At 35.9% G+C, this 16343-nt stretch carries 12 protein-coding genes; all 12 read left to right on the top strand.

What is annotated here, in order from left to right:
• Positions 1-132 precede the first annotated feature (132 nt).
• The 12 genes from NST63_RS16975 to NST63_RS16920 all read left to right on the top strand — a co-directional run bounded on the left by NST63_RS16975 (position 133) and on the right by NST63_RS16920 (position 16250).
• Entirely contained in the window at positions 133-1020 is an 888-nt protein-coding gene (locus NST63_RS16975; protein ID WP_058002470.1) for a LysR family transcriptional regulator, read from the top strand.
• 74 nt (positions 1021-1094) lie between these two features.
• Positions 1095-1802, top strand: coding sequence for a 2,3,4,5-tetrahydropyridine-2,6-dicarboxylate N-acetyltransferase (gene dapD, locus NST63_RS16970; protein ID WP_341043025.1), 708 nt, complete (start codon positions 1095-1097; stop codon positions 1800-1802).
• A gap of 46 nt (positions 1803-1848) precedes the next feature.
• On the top strand, positions 1849-2967 hold the full coding sequence (locus NST63_RS16965) for an N-acetyldiaminopimelate deacetylase (RefSeq protein ID WP_341043023.1): 1119 nt from the start codon (positions 1849-1851) through the stop codon (positions 2965-2967).
• Positions 2968-3051: 84 nt separating this feature from the next.
• Positions 3052-3840 (top strand): ABC transporter ATP-binding protein, encoded by a 789-nt coding sequence (locus tag NST63_RS16960; RefSeq protein WP_373312613.1) that lies wholly within the window; start codon positions 3052-3054, stop codon positions 3838-3840.
• Positions 3841-4025: 185 nt separating this feature from the next.
• Positions 4026-6428 carry a hypothetical protein gene (locus NST63_RS16955; RefSeq protein ID WP_341043021.1) on the top strand — a complete coding sequence of 801 codons (2403 nt, stop codon included), beginning with the start codon at positions 4026-4028 and terminating at the stop codon, positions 6426-6428.
• Positions 6425-7354 (top strand): ABC transporter ATP-binding protein, encoded by a 930-nt coding sequence (locus tag NST63_RS16950; RefSeq protein ID WP_212942125.1) that lies wholly within the window; start codon positions 6425-6427, stop codon positions 7352-7354. The genes NST63_RS16955 and NST63_RS16950 overlap by 4 nt, the downstream gene beginning before the upstream one ends.
• Positions 7355-7356: 2 nt before the next feature.
• On the top strand, positions 7357-8208 hold the full coding sequence (locus tag NST63_RS16945; RefSeq protein WP_341043020.1) for an ABC transporter permease: 852 nt from the start codon (positions 7357-7359) through the stop codon (positions 8206-8208).
• 10 nt (positions 8209-8218) lie between these two features.
• Positions 8219-9829: a hypothetical protein gene (locus NST63_RS16940; RefSeq protein ID WP_341043018.1), complete on the top strand. Its 1611-nt coding sequence runs from the start codon at positions 8219-8221 to the stop codon at positions 9827-9829.
• A gap of 14 nt (positions 9830-9843) precedes the next feature.
• Positions 9844-10851, top strand: a complete 1008-nt coding sequence (locus tag NST63_RS16935; RefSeq protein WP_341043017.1) for an AAA family ATPase — start codon at positions 9844-9846, stop codon at positions 10849-10851.
• On the top strand, positions 10848-11717 hold the full coding sequence (locus tag NST63_RS16930; RefSeq protein WP_212942120.1) for a DUF58 domain-containing protein: 870 nt from the start codon (positions 10848-10850) through the stop codon (positions 11715-11717). Before NST63_RS16935 ends, NST63_RS16930 begins: the two co-directional genes overlap by 4 nt.
• A gap of 11 nt (positions 11718-11728) precedes the next feature.
• Positions 11729-13504: a vWA domain-containing protein gene (locus NST63_RS16925; RefSeq protein WP_212942119.1), complete on the top strand. Its 1776-nt coding sequence runs from the start codon at positions 11729-11731 to the stop codon at positions 13502-13504.
• Positions 13488-16250, top strand: coding sequence for a VWA domain-containing protein (locus tag NST63_RS16920; RefSeq protein ID WP_341043015.1), 2763 nt, complete (start codon positions 13488-13490; stop codon positions 16248-16250). The genes NST63_RS16925 and NST63_RS16920 overlap by 17 nt, the downstream gene beginning before the upstream one ends.
• Positions 16251-16343: the final 93 nt, after the last annotated feature.

Below are 16343 nucleotides of genomic sequence, written 5' to 3'. Positions count from 1 at the left end.
TAGAAAGAAGAAAAAGTTTGAAATAAATTTTGGAAAATAGAATCGAAAGTCCATTTAATTTTGATAGAGAGTAATCATGAAATTTCTACTATTTTAAGATATAATATAAGTAAAACTTATAGGAGTATGTACATGTCAACGAATGAATTCCAATTACTTTCAGTTCTGGCACAAGAAATGAATATGAGGAAGGCTGCTGAACGTCTTTTTGTTTCACAACCTGCTTTGTCTCAAAGGCTGCAAAATATTGAAAAGCAATGGGGAACAAAATTATTTATTCGAACACAAAAGGGATTAACACTAACACCCTCAGGGGAGCTCATTATTCGCTTTGCAAATGATGTATTAGAACGAGAGGAAAAGGTGAAGGAAAGTATACAATCTCTCGAGTCTAAGGTTCATGGTACATTAAAGATTGCATGTGCGTCTATCGTTGGTCAGAACTGGCTTCCTAAGGTACTTAAGAAGTTTGTTGAAAAATATCCCCATGCAAAAATATCATTAATTACTGGGTGGAGTAGTGAAATTTTAAAATCTCTATATGATGATGAGGTTCATATAGGAATTCTTCGTGGGTCTACGGATTGGAAGGGACCGAAACTCCATTTATTCGAGGATACACTGTATTTAGTTGATAAAGAGATTCAGCATGTCGAGGATGTATTAAAGACAGACCGCCCATTTATACAGTTTAAAAGTGATTCGAATTATTACCAAGAAATTCAAGATTGGTGGCACCGTCAATTTCAAACAACGCCTAAGAATACGATTGTGGTTGATCAAATTGAAACATGTAAGCAAATGACTTTTAATGGAATCGGATATGCGATATTACCTGCGATTACATTAACTGAATCTGCAAATAATATGTATAAGATTCCTCTGAAAGGAGATCATGATCAACGTCTGAAAAGGGATACATGGTTATTAGGATATGAATCTGCCTTTGAACTAGGTCAGGTTCAGGCTTTTGTTGAGATCGTCAATGAATTTTTAGAAACTCAGCCACATACTTTTTAGACATATTTCTTGTTTATATTGATTTAGTTTGTTAAAGTAATTTTCATACATATTAAAAATTAGTAGGGGGATTAATGCTGATGGATGCAAATGAAATTATTTCTTTTATTTCAAATAGTAAAAAGACGACACCTGTAAAGGTTTATATAAAAGGTGATCTAAAGAAAGTTGATTTCGGAAGTAAGATCCAAACTTTTATTAACGAAAATAGCGGAGTTGTTTTTGGAGAATGGTCTGAAATTTCAGCTGTTATCGAAGCAAATAAAGAAAATATTGTAGATTATGTCGTTGAAAATGATCGTCGTAATTCTGCTATTCCATTGCTAGATATGAAACATATTAATGCACGTATTGAACCAGGTGCAATTATACGTGACCAGGTTGAAATTGGTAATAACGCTGTTATTATGATGGGTGCAGTAATCAATATCGGTGCAGTAATTGGCGAAGGTACAATGATTGATATGAATGCTGTCTTAGGTGGACGTGCAACAGTAGGAAAAAATTGCCATGTTGGTGCAGGTGCTGTTTTAGCTGGTGTCATTGAGCCGCCTTCTGCCAAGCCTGTTATTATTGAAGATGATGTTCTTATTGGGGCGAATGCGGTTATTTTGGAAGGTGTAACGGTTGGTAAAGGTTCTGTTGTTGCTGCAGGAGCGATCGTAGTGAATGATGTACCACCGAATACTTTAGTTGCAGGTGTACCAGCGAAAAAATTAAAGAATATTGATGAAAAAACAAAATCAAAAATCGAAATTAAGCAAGAACTTCGTAATTTATAAGAAAAAGCCTGGCAGCTGCCAGGCTTTTTGTAAAGGGGAATCTTACATGAGTCAAAGTCCATTTATAAAAATCAGACGTGATTTACATCAAATACCTGAACTAGGCTTCCAAGAAGTAAAAACACAAAACTATCTCCTAAAATATATTGAATCACTGCCAAAAGATCGTTATGAAATTCGTATATGGCGTACTGGTCTTTTTGTGAAAGTGCTTGGAACAGCTCCCACTAAAACTATTGGCTATAGAACTGATATCGATGGACTTCCGATTGGGGAGCAAACCAATCTTCCTTTTTCATCAGAACATGAAGGAAGAATGCATGCCTGTGGACATGATTTTCATATGAGTATTGCACTGGGGGTTTTAACGCATATAGTAGAGCATCCAATTAAAGATGATATGCTGTTTATTTTTCAACCTGCCGAGGAAGGTCCTGGTGGAGCAGAACCGATGTTAAAAAGCGAGGAATTTCAGGCGTGGAAGCCAGATCTAATTCTTGCCTTGCATATTGCACCAGAATATCCTGTCGGAACGATTGCGATAAAAGAGGGCTTATTATTTGCGAACACGTCTGAATTGTTTATTGATCTGAAGGGTAAGGGAGGACATGCTGCGTATCCTCATCAAACGAATGATATGGTCGTGGCGGCTTCTTATTTGGTCACACAACTTCAATCCATCATTTCACGGAATGTTGATCCACTGGATAGTGCGGTTATTACCGTTGGTAAAATAACCGGAGGAACGGTCCAAAATATAATTGCCGAAACCGCTAGATTAGAAGGAACAATTCGTACATTATCTGTTGAGTCAATGCAAAAAGTAAAGAAAAGAATTGAGGCATTAGTTAAAGGCATCGAAAATGGGTTCGAATGTGAAGTGAAAATTGACTATGGTTCCATGTATCATCAAGTGTATAATCACGAACAACCAACGAAAGACTTTATGAAGTACTTGGAAAAAAAACAAAATGTAAATTTATATGTATGCAAAGAAGCCATGACAGGAGAAGACTTTGGCTACATGCTAAAAGAAATTCCTGGATTCATGTTCTGGCTAGGAGTAGACTCCCCCTATGGTTTACACCACTCCAAACTAGAACCAAATGAAGACGCCATAGACTTTGCCATTTCTGTATTAACAGATTATTTAGTGGGGGTCTGACCCCCACTGCTTTAAAGTGTTACAGTACGCGTTAAATAGTCTAATTATTTGAATAATTTTGAGTTGTAAGGAGTGTATGCAGTGATCATTAATATGAAGAATGTTTCGTGGAAACGGGAAGAGAAGTGGATTTTGAAGGAATTTTCATGGGAAGTGAACGAAGGGGAACATTGGTGTCTATTAGGTCTTAATGGCTCTGGAAAAACCACTCTTTTAAATATGATTAATGGATATATATGGCCGACAAAGGGGGAGGTTCACGTATTAAATCATTCTTTTGGACGTACGGATATTCGCGAACTCCGTAAATCAATCGGCTGGGTCAGTTCTTCTTTACAGCAAAAAATACCTGATCACGAGATTGTTGAGGATATTGTACTAAGTGGAAAGTTTGCTAGTATTGGTTTGTATGAACATGCAAATAAAAAAGATAAAGATCAGGCACTTCAATTACTAACATTATTTAATTGTGATCATTTAACGATGCGAAGATATGAAACCTTATCACAAGGTGAGCGGCAACGCATTTTGATTGCTAGGGCGATGATGGCGTCTCCTAAACTATTAATTCTTGATGAACCGTGTACGGGTTTAGATATTATATCAAGAGAGCATTTTTTACAAACCATTGAACGTTTAGCGAAACAGCCAGATGGACCAACATTAATTTATGTAACTCATCATGTCGAGGAAGTTCTCCCATGTTTCGAAAAGATGATTCTGTTAAAAAATGGTGAGATCTTTCAATCAGGTGCTACGAAAACTCTATTAAATGCTCAAAATTTATCTGAATTTTTTCAAGTACCAATAACAGTTGATCAAAAGGAGAATAGATCTTGGCTTTCCTTAGGCGAAACGGTCAAAACAAAATAGAAATTAATTGTTAAAAATCTTAAATCACTCACGATTTAAGATTTTTTTGTGGGAAATATTTCATTATCCAGAATTTAATGTAAAATAATATTGAATAAGAGATGAATATTTCAAATTGAAAAAAAAGTGAAAACCTTTTTGTTTGATAAACGTCTAAAAAGAGAAGAAAAATTAGGGGGAAAATAATGAAGCAATCAAAAAAGACAATATTCGTTCTAGCAATCATTTTCTTATTTTCTATTTTTTCAATCAAACCTGCTTTTGCAAGAGAAGCAATACAAATAGATGTCGAAGCGGGATTGAATGGAAATATCAAAAGTGGTAGGGGATTCCCTATCTTTCTCACGATCAAAAATAATGGTGAAGATTTTAGCGGATCTCTTCTTGTAAACTTTGCTCCTTCCTATAATGCAGGCGGTATGAAAGCAATCCATGTTGAATTACCTGCTGGAACGACAAAAAAGTATACGGTAGCTGTACCTGGGCTTTCGGAGGATATTGGCTATGAACTGACAAGAAATCCGATTGTTCATCTATATAAAGGAGATTGGCGAAAAGACAATGAAGTAAAGGTGAACGGAAAAAGAACCTTTAGTCCAAAATTTGTCCAACAGGATGAAAAATCGGTTGGAATCTTAAGTGAAAATCCTGATCGGTTAAAAGAATTAAAATCGATTCCCGCTACAGCAGGAAATGTGGAAGTATATCCACTTTCGAAGAAGCTTATTCCCACTGATTCGCTTGGGTTAGATTTATTGGATTATATCATCGTAGATGAATATGCTTTAACACAATTAGATGAAAAACAACAAAAATCGATCCATGATTGGATCGAAGATGGTGGAGTCTTAATTGCAGGTGCCACACCAGAAGGCTTAGATTCTTTTGGTTTATTAAAAGATAACATGCCAATGGGTATAAATAGTGAGAAGGAGCTTACGAATCTATCATTTTTAGCGGTGAATAATGAGGAGAAACCGAATTTTTCTCAATTACCTATTTTTATAGGCAACATCAATGAAAAAGCAATAGTGATGACAGAGGTAGACTCTACCCCAGTGATTGCTCGAAAACAAATTGGCAAAGGGGAAATAATCCAGACAGCATTTTCCTTAGGAGATGAACCACTTTCTTCTTGGAAAAACTATAATACTTGGCTAGGAAGTTTGTTATCACAATCCGATAGCTCACATTTACAATCGATCATGCAAAATAATGGTATGGGATTTTATGATAGTTTCTCCTATGAACTTGTTGATATCAATCAATTATTTGAATCCTCACAGTTTTCGTTAGGAGTTATTTTATCTGTATTAGCAGGTTACTTTATCGTAATCGTTCCACTTCTTTATATTATTTTACGCAAATTGGACAGGCGTGAACATGCATGGTGGCTCATTCCTGTTATTTCAATCCTCTTTTCACTTGGCATCTTCTTAACAGGTGCAAAGGATAGAATTGCATCGCCGCAAATTAATCAAATGGCATCCCTTGAGGCAGATGGCAATGGTGGTTTATCCGGTATTTATGGAGCAACATTAATGTCAAATACAAGTGGGGATTATACATTTATTTATCCGAAAGGTGAATTTAATGGAAGTCCAATTGACAGACATGGTGCGGGTAGCATAGAAAGCCTATCCAAACAAGCGGTTGTTGAAAATAAATTGAAAACAGACCAAATTACATTTAATAATGTTGAATATTGGTCGACGCGATCCTTGTTAGGGTTTACGCACATTAAGAAAGCAGGACAATTTCAAGTTCATTTATCTATAAATAATCAGAAAATAACTGGTGAAATTAAAAATCAATTTCCGTATGATTTTGAGGAAGTGTATATTTGGTCAGGTTATCGAACATATAAATTAGGTAAATTGTCGAAAGGGCAGTCTTTAACTGTTAATGAAAAAATGCTTGATTCCTATTTATTAGCACCAATTCATAATGGAAATCTGAGCGGATATCCTTCTAATGTTACCAAAGATGAAATATTTAGATTGAAAAAAGATCGATTACAATGGATTGCTGGAAATCTTTCAGAACGTATGAATAAAGATAGTTTACCAGTCGTTTATGGAATTACCAAAAGTCCGGTAATTGAAGCAGAGTTAGAAAAAAAGAAGGCAAAGATGCGAAATCTTTCTCTCATTTATCAACCATTTGAAATAACTGGAGTTATCAATGGCCCGTTTACTTTGAATCAAAATTCAATTAGAACGAAAACGTCCGTGATTAAAGGAAATATTTATGAAGAAAACGTGGGCCGAGGCAATGAAATGATGTTAGAAGATGGGGAATATGAGATTAATTATTATTTGCCAAAACAATTGATTTCTGACAGAACAGATATTGAACAATTGTCTTTACAAATAGAGCCTAGTAATTTTGTAGATTATCAACTGTTTGATTTTACTGCAAAAAAATATATACCAATCGATGAGAAAAATAAAGTAACTGTATTTGATAAACAAATAGATCGATATTACAAAAATGGTACGTTTAAGATAAAAATATTAAAGCTTGGTCAAGGCGACCCACATGTCTTTTTACCAAACTTAACTGTGAAAGGTGAGGTTCGTCCATGATTGAAATTCAAAATTTGACTAAAAAATATGGCTCATTTACGGCATTAGATACTTTAAATTTAACAATTGGAAAAGGATGCGTTTTCGGTTTTGTTGGGCAAAATGGTGCTGGTAAATCGACCACTTTTTCCATCTTGGCGACATTGCTATCTCCTACTTCAGGGACTGCATATATTAATGGCTTTAATATTACAAAGGAACCAAAACAAGTTCGCAAACAAATAGGATATATGCCTGATTTCTTTGGTGTATATGATCACTTAAAAGCTGATGAATATTTAGATTTTTACGGTGCAAGCTACGGAATTGATGCAAATACAAGGAAGAAATTAATTCCTCAATTACTTGAGCTTGTTAATTTATCACATAAACAGCATTCCTATGTCGATGTGCTATCACGTGGGATGAAACAGAGACTTTGTTTGGCAAGATCTTTGATCCATGATCCAGAAGTGCTTATTTTGGATGAGCCTGCATCAGGCTTAGACCCAAGAGCAAGAGTCGAAATGAGGGAGATTCTGAAGGAATTAAAATCAATGGGTAAAACCATTTTGATTTCTTCGCATATCTTGCCAGAATTAGCTGAGATGTGTGATGAAATTGGTGTGATTGACAATGGTAAGCTTGTAGCACATGGATCTGTTGCAGAGATACAAAAGCAATTGCAAGCAGAGAAAATAATTATTGTTAAGGTTAATCAACAGCGAGATCCAGCTATTGCCTTTTTTGAAGACCATCCGAAAGTATCTCAAATGGAAAAATTAGAGGATGAATACTGCTTCCAGTTTTACTTTAATGGCAATGATGAAGAACAGTCACAGTTGTTAAGACATGCAATTTTACAGGAAATACAGATTGTTAGCTTTAAAGAGTTCGAAACGGACTTAGAAGATGTCTTTATGGAAATTACGAAAGGGGTGGAATAAGGATGAAGTCCTTTCTTATTAATCCAGTTTTGAACAAAGAGTTTAAACTAAGGTTTCGCTCCTTGAAAACATTTATCGGGCTACTAGCATATCTCCTAGCCATAGCATTGATTGTCGTCGGGTTTATACTTTTGATGACAGAATTCAGGGGGAGCAGTTATTTCCGTCCTGAACAAAGTAGGGAATTATTTGTCATGCTGTCCTTTATTCAGCTAGCACTTATTCTATTTATCACACCTGGTTTAACAGCAGGTGTGATTAGTGGGGAAAGGGAAAAGCAAACTTTAAATATATTATTAACAACTGTACAAAGTTCAACGAGTATTATTTTAAGCAAACTTTTTTCATCATTCTTGTATTTGCTTCTATTAATTGTTGCAAGTTTGCCCCTATATAGTATGGTATTTCTCTTCGGTGGAGTGGCACCTGCGACATTGCTTGCTGTATTCGGTTTATATGTGTTTACAATAATTGTCTTTGCGAGTATCGGGGTATTCTTTTCGACAATTATCCGGAAAACCGTTGTATCGATGGTAACGACATATGGAGTTACCCTTCTATTAGCAGGAGGTACAGCTTTTTTATTTATGATCGTACTAAGCATGAGCCAAATGCACAACTATACTATGCAAACTCCACCAACTAATCCAGTAGGTTATTTTATTGCGATGTTTAATGCACCAATGGTATTGGCAGGAATTGTTATGCCCGAAATTGTTGATGAGATTTACAGAACTACAGGCATTGACTTCCCATTATGGATTAGCCATATCATTTGCTATTCAATCATTGTTATACTTTGTTTATATTTAAGCATTCGTAAGCTTAGACCTAATATGAAAGTGAAAAAATAGGTGATTTAAGATGAATGAGAAGAAACAATTATTTTCGATATTGAAGGATGTTGAAAGACAGCTGTGGTATATACATATTACAAGTTTTATTCAGTTTTACCTATTAGGAATTGGCATCTTCTCATTCCTTTTATTTTTATTTGCGCGCTGGATAGTTATTCCTTATCCAGAACGTTATTTAATTGGGGGTTGCCTTTGTATATTTGTCGGAGTAAGTATTTTCTTCATTAAATTTCGACCAAGAAAAAAGCAAGCTGCAAACATTTATGACGAATTTATTGCTGAAGATCGGGTAAAAACGGCACTATCTTTTATTGCGGAAGAGGGAGAAATCTATCAACTTCAACGAAAAGATGCCATTAGACTAATGAAAGAGAAGCGAAACATCGTCTTAAAAAGGAAGAAGAAATGGATCCATCCTCAAATGATCCTTAGTGTAGTAGTCTGTTTTGGGGGAATGATTTTATCTATTGTCTTCCCAAATGAAAAGATGGAACTGGCAGATAAAATGGAAAAAGAAACCGTGCTCGTGAAAAAGACGGAGAAGAAAATCGATCAACTAAAGAAAAAGGAAAAAAATAAAACGGTAAAAAAAGAATTAGAAAAAATGAAGCAAGAAGTAAAAAAGGAAAACAAAGCTGAAGAAGCACTAAAAAAATTGGCTAAGGAATTAAACCAGCTAGAATTAAAACAATTAAAGGCAAAAGAACAACAGCAACAATTAAATCAGCTAAGAAATGAGCTTAACGGTGCTAATTTAAAGCAATTAGCAAATGCCATTGATAAAAAAGAGATGAAAAAGATTACTGAACAGTTAGAAAAACTAAAAAACAATTGGGACCAGTTAACTGAACAGCAAAAACAGGCATTAGCGAAGCTGACAAATCAAAATGAATTAACAAAAGAACAATTAGCTCAATTAGAAAAGCAGTTAAAGATGGCGATCCAATTAGCAGCTCAATTGAATGACGCCAATTTATCACAAGAGACAATAAAAAATATCGCTCTTAGCTTACAACAAGATATGATGAAAAATGGCATCCTGCCTAATGAGCAGATTGCCTTGTCTAGCACTGATTTCTCGAATCAGAAAGACTCTGATATTCCAGCAAATGAGAATAATAAAGGTAGTAGTGATGGTCAAAGTCAAGGTGAAAAAGGCCAGGGACATGGCCAAGGTCAAGGTCAAGGCCAGGGTCAAGGCCAAGGCCAAGGTCAAGGCCAAGGCCAAGGTCAAGGCCAAGGTCAAGGTCAAGGCCAAGGTCAAGGCCAAGGCCAAGGTCAAGGTCAAGGCCAGGGACAAGGTCAAGGTCAAGGTCAAGGTCAAGGTGGAACTGGATTAGGAGCAGGGAAAGGACAAGGTTCCAGAGATTTTCTTACCATTCCTGAAAACATTTCAGGTAAAAAAAATATAGAGAACGACTTTGGAAGACTTGGTCAAGGAAATAGCAAAGAGCAGTTTTCTGGGAATAGTCCCATATTAAAAGGGTCTGTACGATCCTATGAAGAGGTTTTTCGGGAATATGAGAAATCTTATAGAAATAGCAAGGAGCGTGTTCAATTACCAAAAGAACTAGAGTCAATCGTTAAGCAATATTTTTCCGAGTTAGATCCTGATTAAGAGGTGGATAAAGGATGCAAGAGAGAACAAAAGAAGAAATTTTTCAGGAAGCTACTGAGTTGCTCAGGCAAACGATAGTAGAAATTCAATCATTCATAGTTGGTCAATCAGAAGTAATTGACCAAGTGCTGTGGACTATATTTGCTGGTGGTCACGCATTATTAGAGGGTCTTCCCGGTCTTGGTAAGACGATGCTGATTCGTACCATTTCAGAGGTTATCGATCTTTCTTTTTCGCGGATACAATTTACACCTGATCTCATGCCCTCCGATATTACGGGAACAATGATCATTGAACCAGATGAAGTAGGGAAACAGCAATTTGTCTTTCATCGTGGACCGCTATTTTCTCATATCGTTTTAGCGGATGAGATTAATCGGGCTACACCCAAAACGCAAAGTGCTTTGCTTGAGTCGATGGCAGAAAAAACCATTACGATACTTGGAGATACAAAAACATTGGAGGCTCCATTCTTTGTGTTAGCCACTCAAAATCCCATTGATATGGAAGGAACCTATCCTCTACCAGAGGCCCAAATGGATCGATTTATTAGTAAAATTAATGTCGAATATCCATCAAAGGAAGAATTAAAAGAAATTATTTTAAGAACAACAGGTACGGAAACTCCTCCATTAAAAAAGGTGATGTTGCGTTCAGATGTTTTAACTATCCAAAAGCTTGTAAAAGAAATTCTTGTTTCAGATGAAATTCTTAATTTTGCAGTAGATCTCGTTACGGCAACTCATCCACTTTCAGAGAATGCACCGGATAAGGTGAATCAGTATGTTCAATTAGGGAGTGGTCCTCGTGGATTGCAAAGCCTTATTCAAATGGCGAAAGCACGTGCTTTGTTCGCTGGACGTTTCCATGTCTCAATAGGTGATATTAAGCAAGTCGCCAATCCTGTCCTTAGACATCGCTTATTGCTTAATTTTGAAGGAGAAGCCGCTGGAGTCCAGTCAGATGCACTGATTCATGAATGTATTGAAGCTGCCCAGAGAGCTGGAGTTGTATCCAAATGAACGGTGTTTCACACGAACTATTAGGAAGGCTGCGAAAAACGACATTAGTTGTTCAGACGAGAAAACGTGGTGCACATAAAGGATTAAGGCGATCTCATAAATTCGGTTCATCATTAGAATTTTCGGATTTTCGTGCCTACCAACCAGGTGATGATTTGAGACAAATTGATTGGAATATTTATGGTCGCACTCAAAAGCACTATATTAAAAGGTACTTGGATGAACAGGAAGTGAAAACTGCCATCTATTTAGACTGTACAAAGTCGGTTAGCATCATCCCTAGCAAATGGGAACGAGCGAAACAGCTAGCTGCTACACTTAGCTATATCGCATTATCAAACGAAGATCAAGTATCATTCACTCCTGTTGCCAATGGCAATCCACGAGTCATTCAACGGAAAGGTGCTGTTCAGGCGAAGGCAACTTTATTTGATATTATCAATCTTTCAAATGAATCGACTACTCTAACATTTACAGAATCATTGCATACACAACTGCTGAAGGATAAACAGCTGACGATTATTATTACAGATGGATTAGAAACATTAGAGAAATATGATACAGTGCTAAAGAAATTAGCTTTTCTCAATGGCGATGTTTGGTTTATCCAAATGCTAAATAAGCTAGAACTAGAGCCGGATTACCAAGGTGATGTGAAATTGATTGATAGTGAGACATTTAGTGAATTGAATATAAGTATGCGTCCCAAAATCATAAGCCAATATGAGCAGCGTCTACATGAACATCTTAAAAACTTAAAAAAAATATGTGATAAATATGGCTTTCGCTACCTGCTAGTGAATGACGAAAAAACAGTGGATGAAATCCTTCTGCGAGATTGTATTTCCCATGGTTGGATTAGATGAGGTGATATGTAATGGGTGTAACTAATCCAATCTATTTCCTATTAACTATATTTATAGCGGGAGTCATTATTTTTTATTTATTTCGCAAGCAATACGAGAAAAAAATAATCCCATCCAATTTATTTTGGGATCAGGTAATGAATGAGTGGCAAGCATCCCCATGGATTGAAAAACTGCAAAAAAACTTATTATTATGGCTGCAATTGGCGATTCTTACACTTTTAATGTTTGCCCTTATTAATCCTTTTTGGTTGAAAAAAGGGATAGAGGGTGAGCATTTCATCTTTATTATCGATACATCAGCGTCTATGTCGGCAAAATACGGGGGAGAAACGAGATTTCAACTAGCAAAAAATGAAATTAGTAATTTAGTCAATCAACTTAATGGACAAGATGTTACTTTAATTACTATTGGAAATGAAGCGAAAATTGAATTGAAAAATGAAACAAATCTTAACTTGATCCAATCAAAAATTAAAGAGCTGTCGCTATCTTATCAAACTAGTAATATGAATAAGGCGGTGCTATTAGCTGATTCGCTGACAGGAAAAGATCATACGTCTATACATATTTTTTCTGATGCTGTAACAAAAGATACTGTACCAAAAATGAAAAATAAGATTCCCCTTCATGTTCATAATGTGGGAAAAAACGGTGACAATCTATCCCTACTATCCTTTGGAGTGACAAAGATGAAGGAAAAAATCATTGGTGCTGGGGTCATTGAGAATCAAAGCAATCGTGAACAGAAGGTGGAATTTCTTATTCAGAATAACGATGATACACTTTTTTCAAAAAAGTTAATCATTCCAGCAAATGGTCAAAAGATGATTGAGGTTCCGAACCTAGTTGTAAAAGATTATTATACAGCGAAAATTGTAGGAAATGATATATATCCGATTGATAATACAAGAACGGCTGTCTATTCAAAATCACTCTCAAAGCTATATGCAGTCGGAGAAGTGAATCCGTTTGTTATTAAAGGTTTTCAGACGATTGGAATCCCTGTTACGCAGGTATCAGAAAAGGATTGGAATGAAGAAAGTTCGGACGGAATTATTTTAATGGAAGGAAGATCGCCAGAAAAATGGCCACGTTCACCTTTAATTATATTCAATCCACAAAAAGGAAAGGAAATTGCTCTTAAACGTTCTATCTCTGTGATAGATGATCCATTACTGCAATATGTTGAGTTTGATCAAACCTATATTCAAAAGGGAACAAAGACAAACCACCCTCATCTAGAAACGCTTGCTAGAAGTGGAGATTTACCATTGTTAGAAAAAGGTGAATATAAGGGAAACCGTGTGGTCAGTATTGATTTTGCGATTGAAAATTCCGATTGGCCACTAAAGCCGGGGTTTCCAATCTTTTTATATCAATCCTTTCAATGGCTATCTGAACAACAACATTTCAAAGGTTTTTTCCTACCGGGTGAAAAGAAATGGATGTCTACAAGTGGAAGCTCTAACTGGAAAGTATTTGATGAATCCGGGAAGTTTTTAAGCTCTTATCAATTGGACAAAGAAAGCTTTGTGGCCCCGAAAAAGCCAGGTCTTTATCAAATTACTGCCGGTGAACAATCCATGTATATTTCAGTTGTTTTGGATGAAGAAGAACAGTCGGTGCAGGTCGAACCATCATTTGTAATGAATCAGCCAAATGATCAAGTAGGTCAATCTACAAAGGCAACGAAGTATTCATTCCTTTGGTTTTGGTTAACAGTGGCTGCCTTTATTATTTTATTTATTGAATGGGAGGTTTATAGTCGTGCACATAGACGTTAAATATCCCATCCTGTTTCTATTAATGATTCCTGTTATATTTGTCTTAATTTTGTTTTATCGTAAATCAAATAGAATCAATTCGTTAGAAAAGAAATGGATTGTTTTATTGCGTGCATTCATCTTTTCCCTTTTAATTTTTGCTTTAACCTTACCTGAAATGCTATTGCCGATAAAAGGAGAAAATGTCATTTTTCTCGTTGATCGTTCAGCAAGTATGAAGGGTTCGGAAGAGCAAATTCTAACATGGATTAATAAAAGTGTTCAAAGTAAGAATAAGATGGATTCCTATGCCATTGTAGCGACTGGTAATCATGCAGCTGTTGAGCAATCTTTAACAAAAATGGGGGATCCAATACAAGAATTTTCAACACAAGTTGGCGGGGATAAAACAAATATTGAGCAAGGAATACAGCTTGCCTCAGCCTTAATTCCTAATCATCAAAAAGGAAGAATCATCTTATTTTCAGATGGGAATGAAACGAATGGAAAAGCTATAGAGGCAGCAAAACTTTTAAAACATCAAAATATTGAGCTTGATTATGTGGAAGTATCTGGTGAATCAGGTAGTGATGTTGCATTAACAGAATTCAAAGCTCCTGCATCTTTATTCCAAGGGGAAAAAGCCCAGTTAAAACTAATTGCTAATAGTACAACAAATAAGGCAGCTACTGTTCGAATCTCCTTAAATAATCGTGAAATAATGAAAAAGCAGGTAGAAGTGAATAAAGGTGAAAATGAATTTACTTTTTCACATGAGGTAGACGAGACTGGAATGTTTGTATATAAGGCAGAGATTATTGCTGATGATGAAGCATATTTAGAAAATAATGAACTATTTGCTGTGTCGAATGTCAAAGGAATACCCAAGGCTCTAATTGTACAAGGTGAAGGGAATGACCAATTATCGAATATCTTGAGGTCTTCAAATATTCAGGTCGATTTACTCACTGCGAAACAATTACCAACCACATTATCTGGTTACTTACCTTATCAATCAATAATTTTTGATAATGTAGACGCAACCTCCATTGGTGAAAAGCAAATGAAAATTATTGAAAAAGCGGTAAAGGAATTTGGCGTGGGCTTCGTGATGACAGGAGGAGAGAATAGTTTTGGTCTGGGGGGCTATTTTAAAACACCTATAGAAAAACTTCTTCCTGTAACGATGGATATTAAAGGGAAGAAAAAAATGCCAACTCTTGGATTAGTGATTGTTATGGATCGTTCAGGTAGTATGAGTGGGCAAAAACTTTCTTTAGCAAAAGAAGCGGCTGCGAGATCAGTAGAGTTAATGCGTGAAGAAGATACACTTGGCTTTATTGCCTTTGATGATCGACCATGGGTCATAGTTGAGACCGCACCGATCAGAGATAAGAAAAAGGTAATGAAAAAAATTCGTTCTGTCACTGAAGGCGGTGGTACAGAGATTTATACATCATTAAAAATGGCTTATGATGAATTAATGCCATTAAAGTTACAGAGGAAGCATATTATTTTATTAACAGATGGACAATCCTCTAATGCGGATTACGAAACACTTATTGAGGAAGGGAAAAAAGAAAATATTACGATCTCAACGGTTGCCTTAGGACAGGATGCGGATATTCGATTATTAGAAAGCCTAGCTGAATATGGTTCAGGTCGATTTTATAACGTAACCGACTCAACTGTAATCCCTAGTATACTATCACGTGAAACGGTTATGGCATCGAGAACCTATATAGAGGATAATCCTTTTTATCCTGTCATTCAGCCTTATCCAGATTGGCTCAAGCATTTTAAGAATGGGGTTCCACAAATGAATGCCTATATTGCAGTGACACCTAAACAAGCTGCTCAAGTGTCTGTTGTAAGTGAAAAAGAGGATCCGATTTTAGCAGAATGGCAATATGGGCTTGGAAAAACAATTGCCTATACCTCAGATACTGGCGGAAAATGGGCAGGTGATTGGGCACGCTGGAATGAGTGGCCAAACTTTTGGAGTCATCTCATCACAAAAACTTTTCCATCCTATGAAAATATTCCTTATGATATGAGGGTAACGGAAGAAAATGGCAAGACATTGCTTCAATTAAAATCCAATGAAGCAGCCATTTTACCATTAGAGGCAGTAGTCGTTTCTCAATCGGGGAATGAGATGAACGTCCAAACTAAAATGGTTGCCCCAGGCGAATATGAATTAAAGATGGAGGATACTCCAGGTATGTACTTTTTAATGGTGAAACAGCATACCGGAGAGGAGACTGAACAGGTTTTTCAAACAGGATTTACTATTCCATATTCAAAAGAGTATTTATTAAAGGAAGTAAATCAACCATTTTTGAAAGATTTGGTAGGGGTGGTGAATGGTAAAGAATTAGAAAATGAACAAGCTGCTTTTTCACCAACTTTAGGGGAATCTTATCATAGACGTCCAATTACTGAATGGTTGCTGTTAACAGCTTTTCTAGTATTCTTCATTGAAATTGCATTAAGAAGATTCGGATTTCAACCACTTATAAAGTTGAAAAATCGTAATGTGAAAGATAAACAAGAAACTACAGTAAATCCCATTCAAACACTAATCAATACGAAAAAACAAAAAAGTAAGCCGAAAATAGTGTTAAATAGACGAACAGAGGAGAAGCAAACGGAAAAAAGACATAAAGAGAAAAAAGAAGAAAAACCTTATCCAAAAACAGAAGGTTCCGATCAAGAAGATAGAATGCAGCGATTATTAAATGCAAAAAAAGGAAAAAGAAGATAATGGAGAATCAGTTATATTACTGATTTCTCCTCACTTTTTCTTATTTCCTGCACATTTCTTTAAAACCTGCATATTATTTTAATGTTTGTTTGA

This window comes from Heyndrickxia sp. FSL W8-0496 (assembly GCF_038007825.1).
In the GTDB taxonomy this organism is placed as follows: domain Bacteria; phylum Bacillota; class Bacilli; order Bacillales; family Bacillaceae_C; genus Heyndrickxia; species Heyndrickxia oleronia.
The sequence above is the reverse complement of the archived record's forward strand: the minus strand, read 5'-3'. Positions and strand labels throughout refer to the sequence as shown.

Coding starts and splice junctions, on each gene's coding strand:
- NST63_RS16975 (WP_058002470.1), top strand. CDS start 133: ATGTCAACGAATGAATTCCAATTACTTTCAGTTCTGGCACAAGAAATG.
- dapD (WP_341043025.1), top strand. CDS start 1,095: ATGCTGATGGATGCAAATGAAATTATTTCTTTTATTTCAAATAGTAAA.
- NST63_RS16965 (WP_341043023.1), top strand. CDS start 1,849: ATGAGTCAAAGTCCATTTATAAAAATCAGACGTGATTTACATCAAATA.
- NST63_RS16955 (WP_341043021.1), top strand. CDS start 4,026: ATGAAGCAATCAAAAAAGACAATATTCGTTCTAGCAATCATTTTCTTA.
- NST63_RS16950 (WP_212942125.1), top strand. CDS start 6,425: ATGATTGAAATTCAAAATTTGACTAAAAAATATGGCTCATTTACGGCA.
- NST63_RS16945 (WP_341043020.1), top strand. CDS start 7,357: ATGAAGTCCTTTCTTATTAATCCAGTTTTGAACAAAGAGTTTAAACTA.
- NST63_RS16940 (WP_341043018.1), top strand. CDS start 8,219: ATGAATGAGAAGAAACAATTATTTTCGATATTGAAGGATGTTGAAAGA.
- NST63_RS16935 (WP_341043017.1), top strand. CDS start 9,844: ATGCAAGAGAGAACAAAAGAAGAAATTTTTCAGGAAGCTACTGAGTTG.
- NST63_RS16930 (WP_212942120.1), top strand. CDS start 10,848: ATGAACGGTGTTTCACACGAACTATTAGGAAGGCTGCGAAAAACGACA.
- NST63_RS16925 (WP_212942119.1), top strand. CDS start 11,729: ATGGGTGTAACTAATCCAATCTATTTCCTATTAACTATATTTATAGCG.